A 17164-nucleotide genomic window follows, 5' to 3' on the forward strand; every position below is an offset into this window, starting at 1 on the left:
TGATTATGATATAATGAAATTAATTTCCCAGGAGGTGAGGAGTTGAAAAAGGTAAAAAAAGTGAAGCGTAAAATTCCACTTACTATTAAAGTTTTAGTTTGTTTTGCTATTGGACTTTATATTTTGCTTCGATATTATGTTGCTCCTGGCTTGTTTGATAGCAAAAATCAATACATCAAAGTATATAACTATCAAACTAGTTCGATAAAAGCTAGACAGTCAACCATAAAAGAAATAAATCTAGAATTTATTTATGAGAAAGAGGCTGAAGTTCCTGAGGGACTAACTTGGTCAGAAATGACTTTGACAAATGCTGATCGCTATTATAAAAGTAGGGTCATTTTGAATGCTAAATTGGATGATGGGACAAGTGTTTGGATTCCGCTAAAAAAATTTTCTGAAACGGGTCCAGCTTTTAGCGATAAATTTTACATTGATGATAAACTTTTTCTAGACATGACCCAAAGATTTCCAGGCTTAAATAAGGCATATATGTCTGGTTATAGGCTCGTCTTTCTCTCTGGGATGCTATATACTGGGGATACATTATACCAAATTCCAAAAGCATCCGATGTAACTCGTTTTGACCTCAAAAATCCTAAAACAGGTAAGTTACAGACCTATTATGAGTATGGAAATCCTCCAGGAAAAACAATATTTCCGATTTATTTGAAAGTTGAAAGAAGAGCGAATCAGGACGGATTGCAAGAATTTTATGATGATTATAACACCAGTAGTCTTGGTTATTGGGATAAGAGCTCTGACATCCCTAGAAAAATGCTTAGTCATGATTTTACTTTTCTATATGCTAAATGGTATTATTCCGATGCTTTAACTAATCTTCCTGTGAGTGTCAAACTGACGGGTTCAAAATTTAAAATCTCTGTTACAAGGACTCAACTACTGGATTATGGTTATGGTAAAGTAAAAGTACGAAAGGCGACCAAGTTATATTCAGAAGAAAATAAAGACGAATACATCAAAGAAGTTCTAGGCGATCTTGATACTTTTGTAAAATCCAATGATGATGCTTTAACAAAAAGATATAAAAATAAAAAATAAGCTATCATTTTATGAAATTAATTTCCCAGGAGGTGAGTATGAAGAAGGTGAAGTTTGAGAGAAAATTTATCCTCCTTGCTTTAGTTAGTTTGTTTATTGGCTATATTGGTCTTCGTTACTATATCAGGCCGGATTGGTTTGATTCAGAACACATCTATCACAAAGTTTATAATTTAAAAGTTACTTATAGAAAGAATCCTAAAAAGACTATTCGGGATATTAATATCGAATTTATTCATGATAAACACGAAGAGAAACCTTCTGATGGTCAATGGACAGAATCAACCAGAACAGATTTAAAATCTGATAGGGATCATACCATTTTACATTTATCATTCACTGATAAAACGAAGTTGGATATTTTATTTGACACTTTAAATAGTGGTTCACTGTTTAAATCGGATAGTTTTAATTATCGACAGTTTAATGAATTATCACGTCGTTTCCCAGGGATTGAACAAGGTGATGGTAGCGGATATAGAAACTATTTGATGATTTATCAAGGTGATACATTATTCCAAAATTTAGACGGTCAATATGTAGTAACTAGTTTCCAGTTAAAAAATCCAAAATCTCACAAACTACAAACTTACTATGAATATGGAGTTGTACCCGAATTTAATTTTTTTCAACCAATTTACTTTTTACAAGATAAGTCACATTCAGTAGCTGAACGACAAGATTTTTTTGATGACTATCAATCTGATGGTATGGTGAATTATTGGATACGTAACTCTAACAGAATATATGGTGGTTATGATAGTCTATTGAATAATAGGTTAAATATTGAGCTTGATGAATATCCGTATCAATTATTTTATTCTGAACAATTTGCTAATTTACCAATTAATCTTAGTACAACTGGAGATAACTTTAAAACGACAATAACGGAAACCTATGTGATCGATAGTAAAGGCGATAATAAAAAAGAAATTAGAGTTCAGTCTAGGTCGAAAACTTATACAAATGAAAATAAGGACCAATATGTAACTGAAATTCTTAATAAGAAGTAAAATAACTCCAGATTGCAGTATGCAATTTGGAGTTATTCTTTTATAAAGTTTTCTTACTTATCAAACTTCACTTCCTCAATCAGATATTCTATAAAGCGTTCTCCCATCTTGGATAGGCTGGCTTTTTCATGTTTGATGTAGACTAGCTCAATAGGATCATCGATATCAAGTGGAATAGAGACAATGTTGTCACCATTGAGGTTGCTGTTGAGGATACCAGTAGCAATCGTGTATCCGTCCAAGCCAATTAAGAGATTAAAGAGGGTTGCTCGGTCACTGACGACGATAGACTTTTTATGGTGTTCTTGGGAGAGGATCTCCTCAGAAAAGTAGAAGGAATTGTGAGTTCCTTGGTCATAGCTGAGATAAGGGAAATTTTCTAAATCTGACAGTTGAACCAATTTTTTCTTAGCCAGAGGATTGGACTTGCTGACAAAGATATGGGGCTGAGCTGTGAAGAGATGAGTAGCAATCAGATGATTATCATCTAGCATTTTGGATAGAACATCACGGTTATACCCGTTTAAGAAGAGAACACCGATTTCGCTACGGAAGTTTTTTACGTCGTCAATGATTTCCCAAGTCCGAGTTTCCCGAAGGAAAAGCTCATATTTTTCCATATCACTTTTCTTAAGGAGGGAGACAAAAGCATTGACTACAAAAGCATAGTGTTGGGCAGATACGCTGAAGAGTTCGCGATGGGCGACAGGGTTCTTGTACCGTTCCTCTAGAAGTTGTGTTTGCTCAACCACCTGACGAGCATAAGATAGAAATTCCATGCCGTCTTTGGTTAAAGTGATTCCCTTAGGATTTCGTATGAAAATATCAATCCCCATCTCGTTTTCAAGGTCTCGTACTGCATTAGAGAGACTAGGTTGGGTAATAAATAGTTGCTTGGCAGCTTCATTCATGCTACCAGTTTCGACGATTTTGATAATATAGTGTAGTTGTTGAATTCTCATAGGTCTATTTTATCATAATAGGATTGACAAAACATCTATTTAGTTGTAGAATATGATAAATTTAAACCTTTAATCAAGTCCAGTGAGGCTGCAAGGTAGGAAAAACGATATAAGAGGCAGTTGGCTGCCTTGTTTTTTGCGAAACCTTGCTGCGGCGAGGTTTTTTCTTGTAGAAAGTGAGGTTGTCATGGTTAGTGACAGTTGCAAAAAGAGATTTGGTAAGATTATGCTGGAGCAGATGGAGCTTTTGGAGCAAGTAGAAATTGCACCTAATATTTTTTCCATGATCCTAAATGGCCAAATGGTCAGCCAGATGCAGGCTGGGCAGTTTTTACATATTCGGGTACCCGATGACAGCAAACTTTTGCGCCGGCCGATCTCAATTGCTGAGATTGACAGAGATAATCTGACTTGTCGTATCATTTATCGGATAGAAGGTGGCGGGACGGCTATTTTTTCTCAACTTCCAGTTGGGTCTTTTCTTGATGTTATGGGACCTCAGGGCAATGGCTTTGATTTGAGTCCTGTAAGGGCAGGTGACCACGCTTTGATTATCGGTGGTGGGATTGGCGTTCCTCCCTTGCTTGAGGTTGCTAAAGAATTGCATGCCAAGGGAGCTCGAGTGACAGCTGTTATGGGATTTTCTGATAAATCTGCTGTTATTTTGGAAGAAGAAATGAAAAAATACGCTGATGTCATTGTCACGACGGATAATGGTTCTTATGGTCGCAAGGGATATGTATCAGCAGTTGTGGATGAGTTGATACAAGACTATGCAGCCGTCTATTCCTGTGGAGCGCCAGCTATGCTTCAGTATGTCAATCGTAAGTTTCAGGACCATCCGCATGCTTATCTCTCAATGGAATCACGCATGGCTTGTGGTATGGGCGCTTGCTATGCCTGCGTCGTTCATGTGGCAGGTCAGGACGAGTCAGTCAATAAGCGGGTTTGTGAAGATGGTCCGGTCTTCGAAACGGGCACGATTATTGTCTAGAAGGGGTAAGAATGAGTGATAAACGTTTAAGAGTTTCCTTGCCAGGCTTGGACCTAAAAAATCCAATTATTCCAGCATCTGGCTGCTTTGGCTTTGGACAAGAATATGCCAAGTACTATGACCTAGACTTGCTGGGTTCTATCATGATAAAGGCTACGACTTTGAAGCCCCGCTTTGGTAATCCTACACCGCGGGTGGCAGAAACGCCAGCTGGTATGCTTAATGCTATTGGTTTGCAAAATCCTGGCGTTGAAGTTGTACTGACTGAAAAACTACCCTGGCTGGAAAAACATTATCCCGGCCTGCCAATCATCGCTAATGTAGCGGGATTTTCCAATCAAGAGTATGCAACAGTGGCTGGGAAAATATCTCAAGCTCCTAATGTCAAGGCTATTGAGCTCAATATCTCTTGCCCTAATGTTGACCATGGAAATGCTGGACTTTTGATTGGACAAGTTCCAGAGTTGGCTTACGAAGCAACTAAGGCAGCAGTAGAAACCTCTACTGTACCAGTCTATGTCAAATTGACTCCGAGTGTGGCAGATATCACTCAGATAGCCAAGGCTGTTGAAGATGCTGGAGCTGCTGGATTAACCATGATTAATACCTTAGTAGGTATGCGATTTGACTTGAAGTCACGCAAACCTATTATCGCTAATGGCACAGGCGGTATGTCGGGTCCAGCTGTCTTTCCGGTAGCGCTCAAGCTGATCCGTCAAGTGGCGCAGGCAAGCAAACTTCCTATCATTGGTATGGGGGGAGTTGATTCGGCGGAGGCTGCTCTGGAGATGTTTATAGCGGGCGCCTCAGCCATTGGGGTGGGCACTGCCAATTTCACGGATCCTTATGCCTGTCCGACCATCATTGAAGATCTGCCTAAGGTTATGGACCAGTACGGTATCGAAAGTCTTGAAAACTTACGTAAAGAAGTTCGAGAGAATTTGCTTTAAAGTTATATTTTTACTTGACAATCCCGCTGTGAAATTATAGAATGAACTAAATATAACCTTTAAAGAAGTCCAGAGAGGCTACTAAGGATCATACGTTTGAATGGCATATTCTGCCACATTTTCGTGTAACCTTGCTCTCAGGCAAGGTTTTTTCTATATTTCCGAGTCTAGCGTGAAGATAGAGTTAACATCAGGAGTACCTGCCGGAGTTCTTTAAAGCTAATAATCAAAAAAGGAGATTATCCCTACATGCGTGAAGAACGTCCTATTATCGCCCTTGACTTTCCATCTTTTGACGATGTCAAAGCTTTTTTGGAGCATTTTCCAGAAGATGAAAAACTTTTTGTAAAAATCGGTATGGAATTCTTCTATGCTATCGGTCCAGAAATTGTTCATTATTTGAAAGGGCTTGGACACAGCATTTTCTTAGATCTAAAACTGCACGACATTCCCAATACTGTGCGCTCAGCTATGTCTGTCTTAGGAACTTTTGGCATCGACATGGTGACGGTTCATGCGGCTGGCGGTGTGGAGATGATGAGCGAAGCTAAGAAAGTTTTGGGAGACAAGGCTAAACTGGTTGCAGTGACTCAGCTGACCTCGACCAGTGAAGAAGATATGCGTGATTGTCAAAACATCCAGACAACGGTTCAGGAGTCTGTTGTAAATTATGCGCGTAAAGCTAAGGAAGCTGGTTTGGATGGTGTAGTTTGTTCAGCTCAAGAAGTTGAACTAATTAAGGCAGCAACAGCCAAAGACTTTCTCTGTGTGACGCCGGGTATTCGACCAGCTGGAGCAGAAATTGGTGACCAGAAACGGGTTATGACCCCGCAGGAAGCCCATCAAATCGGTAGTGATTATATTGTAGTCGGACGTCCGATTATTCAAGCTGAAAATCCTTGGGATGCTTACCACGAGATTAAGAAACAGTGGAATAGCTAAGCAAAACAAGAAATTCGGTTTCAATCGTTATTCGAAATTAACAGCATCATAAACATTCAAATTTATAAGGAGCAAAAAATGACTTTAGCAAAAGAGATTGCACGTGATTTATTGAAAATCAAAGCAGTGTATTTGAAGCCAGAAGAGCCTTTTACATGGGCATCAGGCATCAAGTCACCTATATATACGGACAACCGTGTGACCTTGGCTTATCCAGAGACTCGGACCTTGATTGAGGTTGGTTTTGTCGAAAAGATTCGGGCAGAATTTCCAGATGTAGAGGTCATTGCTGGAACTGCGACAGCCGGTATTCCCCACGGAGCCATTATCGCTGATAAGATGAACCTGCCATTTGCCTACATTCGCAGCAAACCAAAAGATCACGGAGCAGGCAATCAAATTGAAGGACGCGTAGCGCCAGGGCAGAAGATGGTTGTCATTGAGGACTTAATCTCGACAGGCGGTTCTGTTTTAGATGCTATTGCTGCTGCTAAACGTGAAGGTGCTGATGTGATTGGTGCAGCAGCTATCTTTACCTATGAATTGCCAAAAGCAGAAAAGAACTTTAATGATGCAGGTGTGAAATTGGTGACTTTATCAAACTATACAGAGTTGATTCACTTAGCTGAGCAAGAAGGCTATATCAATGCTGAAGGATTAGCCTTATTAAAACGCTTTAAGGAAGATCAAGAAAATTGGCATCTGTAAGACTTTGTTCTGCTTGAGTTTAAACGTTATTTCATATCGAAACAGATACTTTATCTTTGCCAAAAGAAAAGCAGCAGTCTTTTGATTGCTGTATTTTCTTAGCTAAAAACCTTGATTTTTGCTATAATAAGCCTATGTCAAAGATTTATCGTCTATCATTTTCCATTTTACAAAAAATCATGTTAGTCCTTGTGGTGCATTGGTTTTTTGTTTCAATCTTTTATATCAGTGAGATGAGTTATTGGGCTTATCCAATTTTTGCTATCTTACTGCTTGGGGCTTATTATTACCGTAAAGAAGTTTTGAAAATATACCGCTATTTGATGCGACATAAGATCGCGATTATGGTGGCTGTAGTAGTCTTTCAGCTCATTATGATTTGGGCGGCTGAGTTGCTGGTGCGTCGGGATGCAGCAGTTGTTCTGAACGGGGCATTTCGCTTACTCAAAGAAACATCGATCTCAAGCTATATCACACGTAACCCAAATAACTTACCTCTCTTTCTCTACGAACGCTTTTTCTACAAGCTGTTTGGGGAGTCGTCTGCACTTTGGATAATGCAGGGACTAAACATGGTGTATGCTAATCTAACTGCGTGTATTTTGTATAAGGGTAGTCAAAAATTCTTTAATCAAAAAACAGCTGATATCGTTTTTAGTCTTTATATACTTTTGACTGGATTTTCCCCTTATTTCTTCTCTATGTATACGGATATTCCGCCACTACCCTTTATTGCTTTGCAGATTTTCTTAATTTTTGGAATCTTTAAAGCTAATACTGTTAAGAAATTGACTGCCTTAAGTATTTCGTTGGGGTTGCTAACAGGCTTCTTGTATTTTGTTCGCCCGACAGTCATGATTCTCTTGATTGCCTTCTTCGTAACATTCTTTTTGCAGAAGCAGTGGAAAAATTTTCTTTTGGTTTTATCAATATTTGTCCTTGCTTTTGGCATAACCTATAGTGGACTTCATACGGCTATTAAGAACCAGAATGAAGTGACAATTATTCAAAAAGAAGGATTAGCTAAGGGACCGCTTCTCTTTATCAATTTGGGGCTTACATACATAGGTCATAATCAAGCAGATATGAAAGAAGGGTTGCTCCAATATATTGAACCCAACAAGAGAGATGACTATAATAATGGCATGTTTGCTAAGGAAAATGTCATTAAGGAAATTAAGCGTCGCTTGAAGGAATATACACCCGCGACATTTTGGGGGCACTTATATTACAAGCAATCTCTAACGGTGGCAGAAGGGACTCTGGGTTGGCTCTATCGGGATGTTGAAAATGAAAAGACACCATTTATTAATCCTTTATACGAAATGACCAAAAACAATCCACTTGCTCAGTTTGTTCGAACATTCTTTTTAAGCATTGATAAGAAGGAGTATGTCTATTACGCTCTGATCAAGCAGTTCGTTTGGATTGTTATGAGTCTAGGTCTCGTTATGACTTTGTGGAAGTACCGACCAGATGCTCACGTCAATTTTTTGAATCTTGCTGTTTTTGGAGGCTTACTCTTCCTACAGATTTTTGAAGGTGGGAAAACCCGTTACCTTATCCAATTTTTACCACAGATTTTACTGGTTTCTGCTCTTGGTTTAAGTCAGTATTCTAAAGATTTGAAGAAAAGCCGTTTGTGGCCTAAAATTTTCAAAAAGAAAGTCGTTGAAAAGGAATGATTAAAGATGAAAAGACCTGTTCCAATCTATGAACCGCTTTATATCTTGAAGCCCATTGCTGAGAATATCTGGATTGTCGACGGTGATTTGATTGAGATGGATATGGTGCTGACAAAGTTGCCTTTTTCTACCCGCATGACGGTCATCAAGTTAGCAAATGGCCAGCTCTGGTGCCATTCACCAATCCAACCAAATCAAGCCTTGTTTGACCAGTTGGACGCTTTGGGACCAGTTGCACACCTCGTTTCATCTAATAAGATTCACTATGCTTATATAGCTGACTGGAAGAAGCGTTATCCTGAGGCAATTGCTTGGTCTAGCCCAGGAGTTGAAGAGAGAGCAGGCAAGCAGAAAATTCCAGTCTCTTTTGATGAAAAGCTGACGAATGAGTCTCCTGAAGCTTGGACAGACCAGATAAATCAGTTGGTTTTCAAGGGAAGTGCTTATATTAAGGAAGTTGTCTTTTTTCATAAGGACAGTCAAACCTTGATTTTGACAGATTTGATCGAGAATTTTGAAACAGAGCATTTTCCAAGTCCGCTTCGCAGCAAGGCTTATAAATTAGTTCGTGTTGCGGCTCCGGATGGGCAGACTCCTATTGACTACCGTATGACCTTTATCGGTCATCAAAAAGAAGCCAAGGACTGTCTAGAGCAGATGTTAGCATGGAAACCAGAAAAAATCATTCTGGCTCACGGTCGCTGTTTTCTGGGAAATGGAGCAGCAGAACTAAGAAGAGCACTTAGGTGGATTCGATAAAATATCCAATCGTAGGAAATGAGAGGAGACATATATGCAGCATTCAGCTTGGCACGCTTTGATTAAGGAGCAGCTGCCGGAAGGTTATTTTGCAAAAATCAATCATTTTTTAGATGAAGTGTATGCTTCGGGGACCATTTACCCACCTAGGGAAAAGGTGTTTAATGCGATTCAGACGACAGATTTAGCGGATGTTAAAGTGGTTATTTTAGGGCAGGATCCTTACCACGGACCGAGACAGGCACAAGGCTTAAGTTTTTCGGTACCTGATGACATTCCAGCTCCGCCTTCTTTGCAGAATATTCTCAAAGAACTGGCTGATGATATTGGAGTGAAAGAGTCACATGATTTGACTTCCTGGGCTCAGCAAGGTGTTCTCTTGCTCAATGCTGGTCTGACTGTGCCTGCTGGTCAGGCCAATGCGCATGCTGGCTTAATCTGGGAGCCTTTTACGGACGCTATTATCAAGGTAGTTAATGAGAAGACTGATCCAGTTGTCTTTATCCTATGGGGGTCTTACGCTCGCAAGAAAAAAGCCTTGATAAGCAATCATCAACATTTGATAATCGAGTCAGCTCACCCAAGTCCGCTGTCTGCGTATCGTGGTTTCTTTGGTAGCAAACCTTTTTCTCGTACCAATGATTTCTTAGTGGCTAAGGGCTTGGAACCTATCAGTTGGTTAGCTTAGGAGGTAATATGGTTCAGTTAGCAACGATTTGTTATATTGATAATGGCCGAGAGTTTCTCATGCTACACCGCAACAAAAAGCCCAACGACGTTCATGCTGGGAAGTGGATTGGTGTCGGTGGCAAACTAGAGCGAGGAGAAACCCCGCAGGAATGTGCTGCGCGCGAGATTCTAGAGGAAACAGGTCTAAAGGCAAAGCCTGTCCTCAAGGGCATTATCACTTTCCCAGAGTTTACTCCCGACTTGGACTGGTACACCTATGTTTTCAAGGTGACTGAGTTTGAGGGGGAACTGATTGACTGCAACGAAGGGACTTTGGAATGGGTGCCCTATGACCAGGTTTTATCTAAACCAACTTGGGAAGGCGATCATACTTTTGTTGAGTGGCTTTTAGAAGACAAGCCTTTCTTTTCAGCAAAGTTTGTTTATGACGGGGATAAGCTCTTGGATACGCAGGTGGACTTTTACGAATAAGGAGATAAGACGATGCTATTAATCAAAAACGGACGAGTTATGGATCCTAAGACTGGTTTTGACCAAATTACTGACCTCTTGGTTGAGGGGAAGAAAATTATTAAAATTGGACAAGATTTGCAGGCGAAAGATGCAAAAGTTATTGATGCCAGTGGTTTGGTTGTGGCTCCTGGTTTGGTGGATATACATGTGCATTTCCGGGAGCCTGGCCAGACTCATAAGGAAGATATTCATACGGGGGCTTTGGCAGCAGCAGCAGGTGGCTTTACGACAGTTGTTATGATGGCTAATACCAATCCGACCATCTCTACAGTTGAAACCCTGAAAGAAGTTCTGGAGTCGGCTAGTCGGGAAAATATCCATATTAAGTCAGTCGCAACGATCACTGAGAATTTTGATGGTCAGCATTTGACAGATTTCCAAGGTCTCTTGGCAGCTGGTGCAGTAGGTTTTTCTGATGACGGTATTCCATTGACCAACGCTGGCATTGTCCGCCAAGCCCTCGTAGAAGCACGTAAAAATGACACCTTTATCAGCTTGCACGAGGAAGATCCCAATCTCAACGGCATACTCGGTTTCAATGAGCATATCGCTAAAGAGCATTTTCATATCTGTGGCGCGACAGGTGTGGCAGAATATAGCATGATTGCTCGCGATGTCATGATTGCTTATGATGCAAAGGCTCATGTGCATATCCAGCATTTGTCCAAGGCTGAGAGTGTAAAGGTTGTGGAATTCGCTCAGAAGCTATAAAGGTTGTGGAATTCGCTCAGAAGCTAGGTGCTCAAGTCACTGCTGAAGCAGCACCTCAGCACTTCTCAAAGACAGAAGCTCTACTATTGACCAAGGGCAGCAATGCTAAGATGAATCCGCCTCTGCGCTTAGAATCGGACCGTCTGGCGGTTATCGAGGGGCTCAAGTCTGGTGTCATTTCTGTTATTGCAACCGACCATGCTCCACATCATGCTGACGAGAAAAATGTTGAAGACATCACTAAAGCGCCTTCTGGTATGACTGGGCTTGAGACTTCGCTTTCTCTGGGACTGACCTACCTAGTTGAGGCTGGTCATCTGAGCTTGATGGAACTTTTGGAGAAAATGACAGTCAATCCAGCTCAGTTGTATGGTTTTGATTCTGGCTTCATTGCTCAGGATGGTCCTGCTGATTTGACAATATTTGACCCAGAAGCCGATAGACTTGTGACTAATCACTTCGCCTCCAAGGCTGCCAATTCGCCTTTCGTTGGTGAAAAGCTTAAAGGCCAAGTGAAGTTTACCATCTGTGATGGGGAAGTTGTCTTTGAAGGATAAACTAAAGAAATCTGAGATAAATAAGATCTCAGATTTTTTTGTTTAGATACGAACAAAAATAGGTAAATCACAGAAAATAATTCACTTTTACTCTCTTTTTCGATATAATAAAACTAATAAAAAAGAAAAAGAGGACGGTTTATGCAAAAGAAAAAAATTCTTTTACCGCTTTTATTGCTTGCTCCAGCATTTCTAGCTCATCAGGCATATGCAGATGAACAAGTAGCTTCTGAACCTAGTCAAGAAGTTGCAGCAGCAACTTCAGCTCAAGAAGGGAATGTCCCAGATGGAGCTATTGATACAAGTGCGCAGGGTGAAGAAAGCGCTTCCGGAAAACAAAGTGATTTACCTGAAGCAAATATTATCCATACAAATGACGTTCACGGACGTATTGTTGAAGAAAAAGGAGTTATTGGAGACGCTAAATTAGCAGCCGTTATTGAAGAGGAACGAAAAAACAATCCTTCAACTCTTGTAGTTGATGCGGGAGATGCCTTTCAAGGTTTGCCAATTTCAAATAGTTCCAAAGGTGAAGAGCGTGCTAAACTACTAAATGAGATGGGCTACGATGCGATGGCCGTTGGGAACCATGAGTTTGACTTTGGTCTAGATGAAGCTAAGAAATATAAAGAAATTCTTAATTTTCCTCTTTTAAGCTCTAACACCTATGTAAATGGTGCCCGCTTATTTGAAGCATCAACTATCGTAGATAAAGATAAGAATGTTGTAGGTGATGAGTTTGTGGTAATCGGTGTGACAACACCAGAAACTGCAACCAAGACTCATCCCAAGAATGTTCAAGGCGTAACTTTTAAAGATCCAATTTCAGAAGTTAATTCAGTTATTGATGAAGTAGAAGCTCGCGCTGCGGCAGAGGGGAAAACATACAAGAATTATGTGGTTTTGGCTCACTTAGGTGTTGATACGACTACTCCAGTAGAGTGGCGTGGATCTACTTTAGCTGAAGCTCTTTCAAATAATCCAAAGCTCAAAGGCAAACGTGTAACGGTTATTGACGGTCACTCTCATACAGTTCAATCTACAACCTATGGAGACAATGTTACTTATAACCAAACGGGAAGTTATTTGAATAACATTGGTAAAATTACTTATAAGGCTAATCAATTATTGGGAAATCCACAACAAATCTCTGCAGCTTCTACTAAAGATGTGGTACCAAATGCTAAAATAGCAGCTATGGTCAAAGAAATTAAAGAAAGATATGATGCTGAAAATGCTAAAGTTGTTCGTGACAATAGCCCAGTTGAATTGAACGGTCAGCGCGAGAATGTGCGGGTTCGTGAGACAAACCTTGGTAATGTGGTAGCGGACGCCCTCTACGAATACGGGCAAACTGGATTCAGCCATAAAACAGATCTTGCTGTGACAAACGGTGGTGGTTTGCGTGAAACAATTGCCAAAGATAAGCCAATTACAAAAGGTGATGTGATCGCTGTCCTTCCTTTTGGAAACACTATTTCTCAAATCAAAGTAACGGGACAAAACATTGCTGATATGTTTGCTAAATCTCTTGGATCTATTTTACAAGAAAAAAATGGTCAGCCTGTTTTGGATGAAAATGGCCAACCCCTTCTTGAGCCAAGCGGAGGCTTCCTACAGGTTTCAGGTGCTAAGGTTTATTACGATACAACCTTGCCTGCTGAAAAACGTATTTTGCATATTGAAATTAAAAACCCAGAAACCGGTAAGTATGAAAACTTAGATCCTGCTAAAGAATACTATTTGACAACAAATGATTTCTTAGCAGCCGGTGGTGATGGCTACACCATGTTGGGTGGTGCGCGAGAAGAAGGCCCTTCTATGGACGTTGCTTTTGCCGATTATTTAGCTAAAGCAGATTTAAGTGCATATTCGGTTATAAATCCAAATTCCCGTACGATTTCTATTTCTTCTAAAAAAGATAGTGATGGAGATGGAGTTTCTGATATTGAAGAAATCAAAAATGGAACAGATCCATCTGATCCAAAATCTTATCCTGGCAGAACAGATGTTCCAAATGGACAGTCTAATCAGAATCCAAGTGGCCAAAACTATCAACCTCTTCCAAATTACTCTTCAAATGGCAATGTAGTTCAACCGTCTCCTAAACCAGCAGTCACAGTAGACCCTGCAAAAGAAGAGAAGAAGGGGGAAGTTGCTACAAACAGTAAGCCTTTGACAGTTAATGTTGCTAAAACATTTACATCATCTAAGGCTAGACTTCCTGAAACTGGAACAAAAGAGTCACCAGCTTTACTTATTGTATCCTTGTTTACTGCTTTCTTGGGAATCCTTGGTTTCAAGAAGAGTCAAGAAGACTAAAAAATAAGCCCTAGGGCTTATTTTTTTGGTACTTGTTTAGTGACATTGATTCCCCAGGGAATAAGATTCTCTGATTTATTTTTAATTCTTTCCATATTATCCCTATGTCGAATCAGAATAATAGATGCTAGAAGAATAATGATTAGAGTAAAAAGAAGATCGTAACTAGGAAGGATAATTCCTAATAAAGGAAATATAAGAACGGAAATAATCGCAAAGCCAGCTACAACAATGCTAGCCAAAGAAATCATACTTCCCAAGTAAAGCGTTACAATAAAAATAATAATCAGATAGGAAAAGAAGAGGGGAGAAAATCCAAGAACAACACCTGCACTTGTAGCAACGGCCTTGCCTCCCTTAAATTCAGCAAAAATAGGAAAGGTATGACCAAGGACAGCAAGCAATCCAAAGATCATTGGGGAAATACCGTTGATATGCAATAAAAGAGGAAGCAGGGTTGCAAGAGTTCCTTTTAGGAAGTCGAATACAAAAGTAACAGTTCCGGCTGTCTTTCCTAAAATACGGAAAGTGTTGGTTGTGCCGGTATTGCCACTACCGTATTCTCGTAAATTCTTTTTAAAGAAAATCTGTCCAATCCATAAACCAGTTGGAATTGAACCCAGTAAATATGCCAAAATTAGGCCCAAAATTGTATTTATCATAATTTTATTATATCACGAATTTTGCTTTGTATTTAGCAATCTAGTAAATTATTTGTCTAATCCGATAAAAATGTTTATTTCAAGGCTTTTGTGACAAAAACTTTTGCAAAATTTTATAAAAACTTGTAAGATAGTAAGGATGAATAATGCAGGAGGTTCCTTGTGGCAAAGAAGGAAATCAATATTAATAATTATAATGATGATGCCATTCAAGTATTAGAAGGGTTGGATGCGGTACGTAAACGTCCGGGTATGTATATCGGATCCACCGACGGGACAGGACTCCATCATTTAGTATGGGAAATCGTGGATAACGCGGTTGATGAGGCTCTATCAGGCTTTGGTGATCGGATTGATGTCACTATCAATAAAGATGGGAGCTTAACAGTATCTGACCATGGACGCGGGATGCCAGTTGGTATGCACGCTATGGGAATTCCTACTGTTGAGGTAATTTTTACAGTATTACATGCTGGTGGTAAGTTTGGTCAAGGTGGTTATAAAACTTCGGGAGGACTCCACGGGGTTGGTTCTTCGGTCGTTAATGCCCTATCTAGCTGGTTAGAAGTAGAAATTACTCGTGACGGTACAGTCTACAAGCAGCGCTTTGAAAATGGCGGAAAACCAGTTACCACACTCAAGAAAATCGGTACTGCACCTAAGTCCAAGTCTGGAACCAAAGTGACCTTTATGCCGAACGATACGATTTTTTCAACGACAGACTTCAAGTACAACACTATTGCCGAGCGGCTTAAGGAATCTGCTTTCCTTCTTAAGAATGTTCGCTTGTCTTTGACCGATGAGCGAACTGGCGAAAAAGTAGAGTTCCATTATGAGAATGGTGTTGAAGACTTTGTCAGCTACCTCAATGAAGATAAGGAAACATTGACTCCAGTTCTCTATTTTGAAGGAGAGGAAAGTGGTTTCCAAGTTCAAGTGGCTCTCCAGTATAATGACGGTTATTCAGATAATATCTTATCCTTTGTTAATAATGTCCGCACCAAGGACGGTGGTACTCATGAGACGGGGCTCAAGACCGCTATTACCAAGGCTATGAACGACTATGCCAGAAAGACGGGTCTGCTCAAGGAAAAGGATAAGAATCTGGAAGGTTCAGACTACCGCGAGGGTCTATCTGCCGTCTTATCAATCTTAGTTCCTGAGGAGCATTTACAGTTTGAAGGCCAGACCAAGGACAAGTTAGGTAGTCCCTTGGCTCGTCCTGCTGTGGACTCCATTGTCTCTGACAAGCTGACTTTCTTCCTCTTGGAAAACGGTGAGTTGGCATCAAACCTCATCCGCAAGGCTATCAAGGCTAGAGATGCGAGAGAAGCGGCCCGCAAGGCGCGTGACGAAAGCCGTAATGGCAAGAAAAATAAGAAAGACAAGGGCTTACTCTCTGGTAAGCTAACTCCGGCCCAATCTAAGAATCCAGCTAAGAACGAACTCTATCTGGTCGAGGGAGACTCTGCCGGTGGCTCTGCCAAACAAGGACGTGATCGTAAGTTCCAAGCCATCCTGCCCCTGCGAGGTAAGGTTATCAATACCGCCAAGGCAAAGATGGCCGACATTCTTAAGAACGAAGAAATCAATACCATGATCTACACAATCGGAGCTGGTGTTGGGTCAGACTTTACACTTGAAGATGCCAACTATGACAAGATCATTATCATGACCGATGCGGATACTGACGGTGCCCATATTCAAACCTTATTGCTAACCTTTTTCTACCGCTATATGCGTCCGCTGGTTGAAGCTGGTCGTGTCTATATCGCCCTTCCTCCTCTTTACAAAATGTCCAAGGGCAAAGGCAAGAACGAAGTTGTTGAGTATGCCTGGACTGATGGTGAGCTGGAAGACCTGCGTCGCAAGTTTGGCAAAGGAGCTATGCTTCAACGCTACAAGGGGTTAGGTGAAATGAACGCCGATCAACTCTGGGAGACCACAATGAACCCTGAAACTCGCACTCTCATCCGTGTCACCATCGAAGACTTGGCTCGTGCAGAACGCCGTGTCAATGTCCTCATGGGAGACAAGGTCGAACCACGCCGTAAGTGGATTGAGGATAATGTTAAATTCACGCTTGAGGAAGCAACAGCTTTTTAAAATTTATTTAACGAATCATTATAAATAATTACAATATTTAGGAGTTTTATTATGAAAAAAATCTATACACTGGCATTGCTTGTATTTTCAGTATTTATCCTAACTGCTTGCTCTTCGCAGGAAGCTTGGCTAAACGGTACATGGAAGAGTGAAAAAACAAAAGGTACCTATGTTTTTGAAGAAAAGCAAGGTAAATGGAACATTTTAAACGGTAAGGAAAAAATTGCTGAAAAAGGGGAAGTAAAAGATAAAAAAGGGGATCAATTCACCATTGTTGATACTAATGGTAATCGTCATCAGATTAAAAAAGTTGATGAAAATACTATTGAATATCAACCTTTTACATCTGATGGCATTTCTGCAACTAATGGAGAAAGTTTTAAATTTAAAAAGGATAAGTAGAGTTATTTTTAGATTTAGGTGAGCAGAGGAGTGATTAGTTGACAATGCTTGAAACTGACCGTCTAATCTTGCGAGACTTGCAGGAATCAGATTTGCCAGCTTTGATTCTATATAAAGAAGTTCCAC

Annotated in this window: 15 protein-coding genes and 2 pseudogenes; 15 read left to right on the forward strand and 2 right to left on the reverse strand. The window is 40.3% G+C overall.

The features are described from left to right. Window positions 1-42: 42 nt before the first annotated feature. Together HMPREF3108_RS02785 and HMPREF3108_RS10445 are read left to right on the forward strand one after the other, a co-directional pair. Window positions 43-1062 carry a hypothetical protein gene (locus tag HMPREF3108_RS02785; protein WP_045773342.1) on the forward strand — a complete coding sequence of 340 codons (1020 nt, stop codon included), beginning with the start codon at window positions 43-45 and terminating at the stop codon, window positions 1060-1062. 38 nt (window positions 1063-1100) lie between these two features. Beyond that, complete coding sequence (locus HMPREF3108_RS10445) at window positions 1101-2075, forward strand: hypothetical protein (protein ID WP_052721552.1); 975 nt, start codon at window positions 1101-1103, stop codon at window positions 2073-2075. Window positions 2076-2128: 53 nt separating this feature from the next. Here the strand turns inward: HMPREF3108_RS10445 and HMPREF3108_RS02795 are convergent, their stop codons facing one another. Beyond that, the gene (locus HMPREF3108_RS02795) at window positions 2129-3037 is read right to left on the reverse strand and encodes a LysR family transcriptional regulator (RefSeq protein ID WP_012000652.1); all 909 of its coding nucleotides are present in this window, start codon (window positions 3035-3037) and stop codon (window positions 2129-2131) included. Window positions 3038-3119: 82 nt separating this feature from the next. Between HMPREF3108_RS02795 and HMPREF3108_RS02800 the strand changes: the two genes are divergently transcribed. The 10 genes and pseudogenes from HMPREF3108_RS02800 to nt5e all read left to right on the forward strand — a co-directional run bounded on the left by HMPREF3108_RS02800 (window position 3120) and on the right by nt5e (window position 13868). Continuing rightward, window positions 3120-4031 (forward strand): dihydroorotate dehydrogenase electron transfer subunit, encoded by a 912-nt coding sequence (locus HMPREF3108_RS02800; protein WP_176744509.1) that lies wholly within the window; start codon window positions 3120-3122, stop codon window positions 4029-4031. An 11-nt stretch (window positions 4032-4042) separates the two neighbouring features. Then, a complete protein-coding gene (locus HMPREF3108_RS02805; protein WP_070493230.1) occupies window positions 4043-4981 on the forward strand; it encodes a dihydroorotate dehydrogenase in 939 nt (312 codons plus the stop codon). Window positions 4982-5230: 249 nt separating this feature from the next. Continuing rightward, on the forward strand, window positions 5231-5923 hold the full coding sequence (gene pyrF, locus HMPREF3108_RS02810; protein ID WP_061582895.1) for an orotidine-5'-phosphate decarboxylase: 693 nt from the start codon (window positions 5231-5233) through the stop codon (window positions 5921-5923). Window positions 5924-6001: 78 nt separating this feature from the next. Beyond that, window positions 6002-6631: an orotate phosphoribosyltransferase gene (gene pyrE / locus HMPREF3108_RS02815; RefSeq protein WP_070493233.1), complete on the forward strand. Its 630-nt coding sequence runs from the start codon at window positions 6002-6004 to the stop codon at window positions 6629-6631. 134 nt (window positions 6632-6765) lie between these two features. Continuing rightward, window positions 6766-8316, forward strand: a complete 1551-nt coding sequence (locus tag HMPREF3108_RS02820; protein WP_070493285.1) for a glycosyltransferase family protein — start codon at window positions 6766-6768, stop codon at window positions 8314-8316. Between the two features lie 6 nt (window positions 8317-8322). Next, entirely contained in the window at window positions 8323-9075 is a 753-nt protein-coding gene (locus HMPREF3108_RS02825) for a DUF4336 domain-containing protein (protein ID WP_045635290.1), read from the forward strand. Window positions 9076-9109: 34 nt separating this feature from the next. Further along, window positions 9110-9763: a uracil-DNA glycosylase gene (locus HMPREF3108_RS02830; RefSeq protein WP_070493236.1), complete on the forward strand. Its 654-nt coding sequence runs from the start codon at window positions 9110-9112 to the stop codon at window positions 9761-9763. A gap of 8 nt (window positions 9764-9771) precedes the next feature. After that, window positions 9772-10236 (forward strand): NUDIX hydrolase, encoded by a 465-nt coding sequence (locus HMPREF3108_RS02835; RefSeq protein WP_005589656.1) that lies wholly within the window; start codon window positions 9772-9774, stop codon window positions 10234-10236. 12 nt (window positions 10237-10248) lie between these two features. Continuing rightward, window positions 10249-11546, forward strand: a pseudogene (locus HMPREF3108_RS02840) (dihydroorotase). A gap of 141 nt (window positions 11547-11687) precedes the next feature. Beyond that, window positions 11688-13868, forward strand: a complete 2181-nt coding sequence (gene nt5e, locus HMPREF3108_RS02845; RefSeq protein ID WP_008809190.1) for a cell surface ecto-5'-nucleotidase Nt5e — start codon at window positions 11688-11690, stop codon at window positions 13866-13868. A 17-nt stretch (window positions 13869-13885) separates the two neighbouring features. Here the strand turns inward: nt5e and plsY are convergent, their stop codons facing one another. Further along, window positions 13886-14530, reverse strand: a complete 645-nt coding sequence (gene plsY / locus HMPREF3108_RS02850; RefSeq protein ID WP_048780123.1) for a glycerol-3-phosphate 1-O-acyltransferase PlsY — start codon at window positions 14528-14530, stop codon at window positions 13886-13888. A 162-nt stretch (window positions 14531-14692) separates the two neighbouring features. Here plsY and parE point away from each other — a divergent pair, with 162 nt between their 5' ends. From parE to HMPREF3108_RS11050, 3 genes and pseudogenes are all read left to right on the forward strand, one after another. Then, window positions 14693-16636, forward strand: a complete 1944-nt coding sequence (gene parE, locus HMPREF3108_RS02855; protein ID WP_008809188.1) for a DNA topoisomerase IV subunit B — start codon at window positions 14693-14695, stop codon at window positions 16634-16636. A 51-nt stretch (window positions 16637-16687) separates the two neighbouring features. Further along, the gene (locus HMPREF3108_RS02860) at window positions 16688-17038 is read left to right on the forward strand and encodes a hypothetical protein (RefSeq protein ID WP_048780120.1); all 351 of its coding nucleotides are present in this window, start codon (window positions 16688-16690) and stop codon (window positions 17036-17038) included. Between the two features lie 38 nt (window positions 17039-17076). Then, a pseudogene (locus HMPREF3108_RS11050) lies at window positions 17077-17163 on the forward strand (N-acetyltransferase); the annotation flags it as partial. Window position 17164: the final 1 nt, after the last annotated feature.

The organism is Streptococcus sp. HMSC10A01, assembly GCF_001807785.1.
Taxonomy (GTDB): domain Bacteria; phylum Bacillota; class Bacilli; order Lactobacillales; family Streptococcaceae; genus Streptococcus; species Streptococcus gordonii.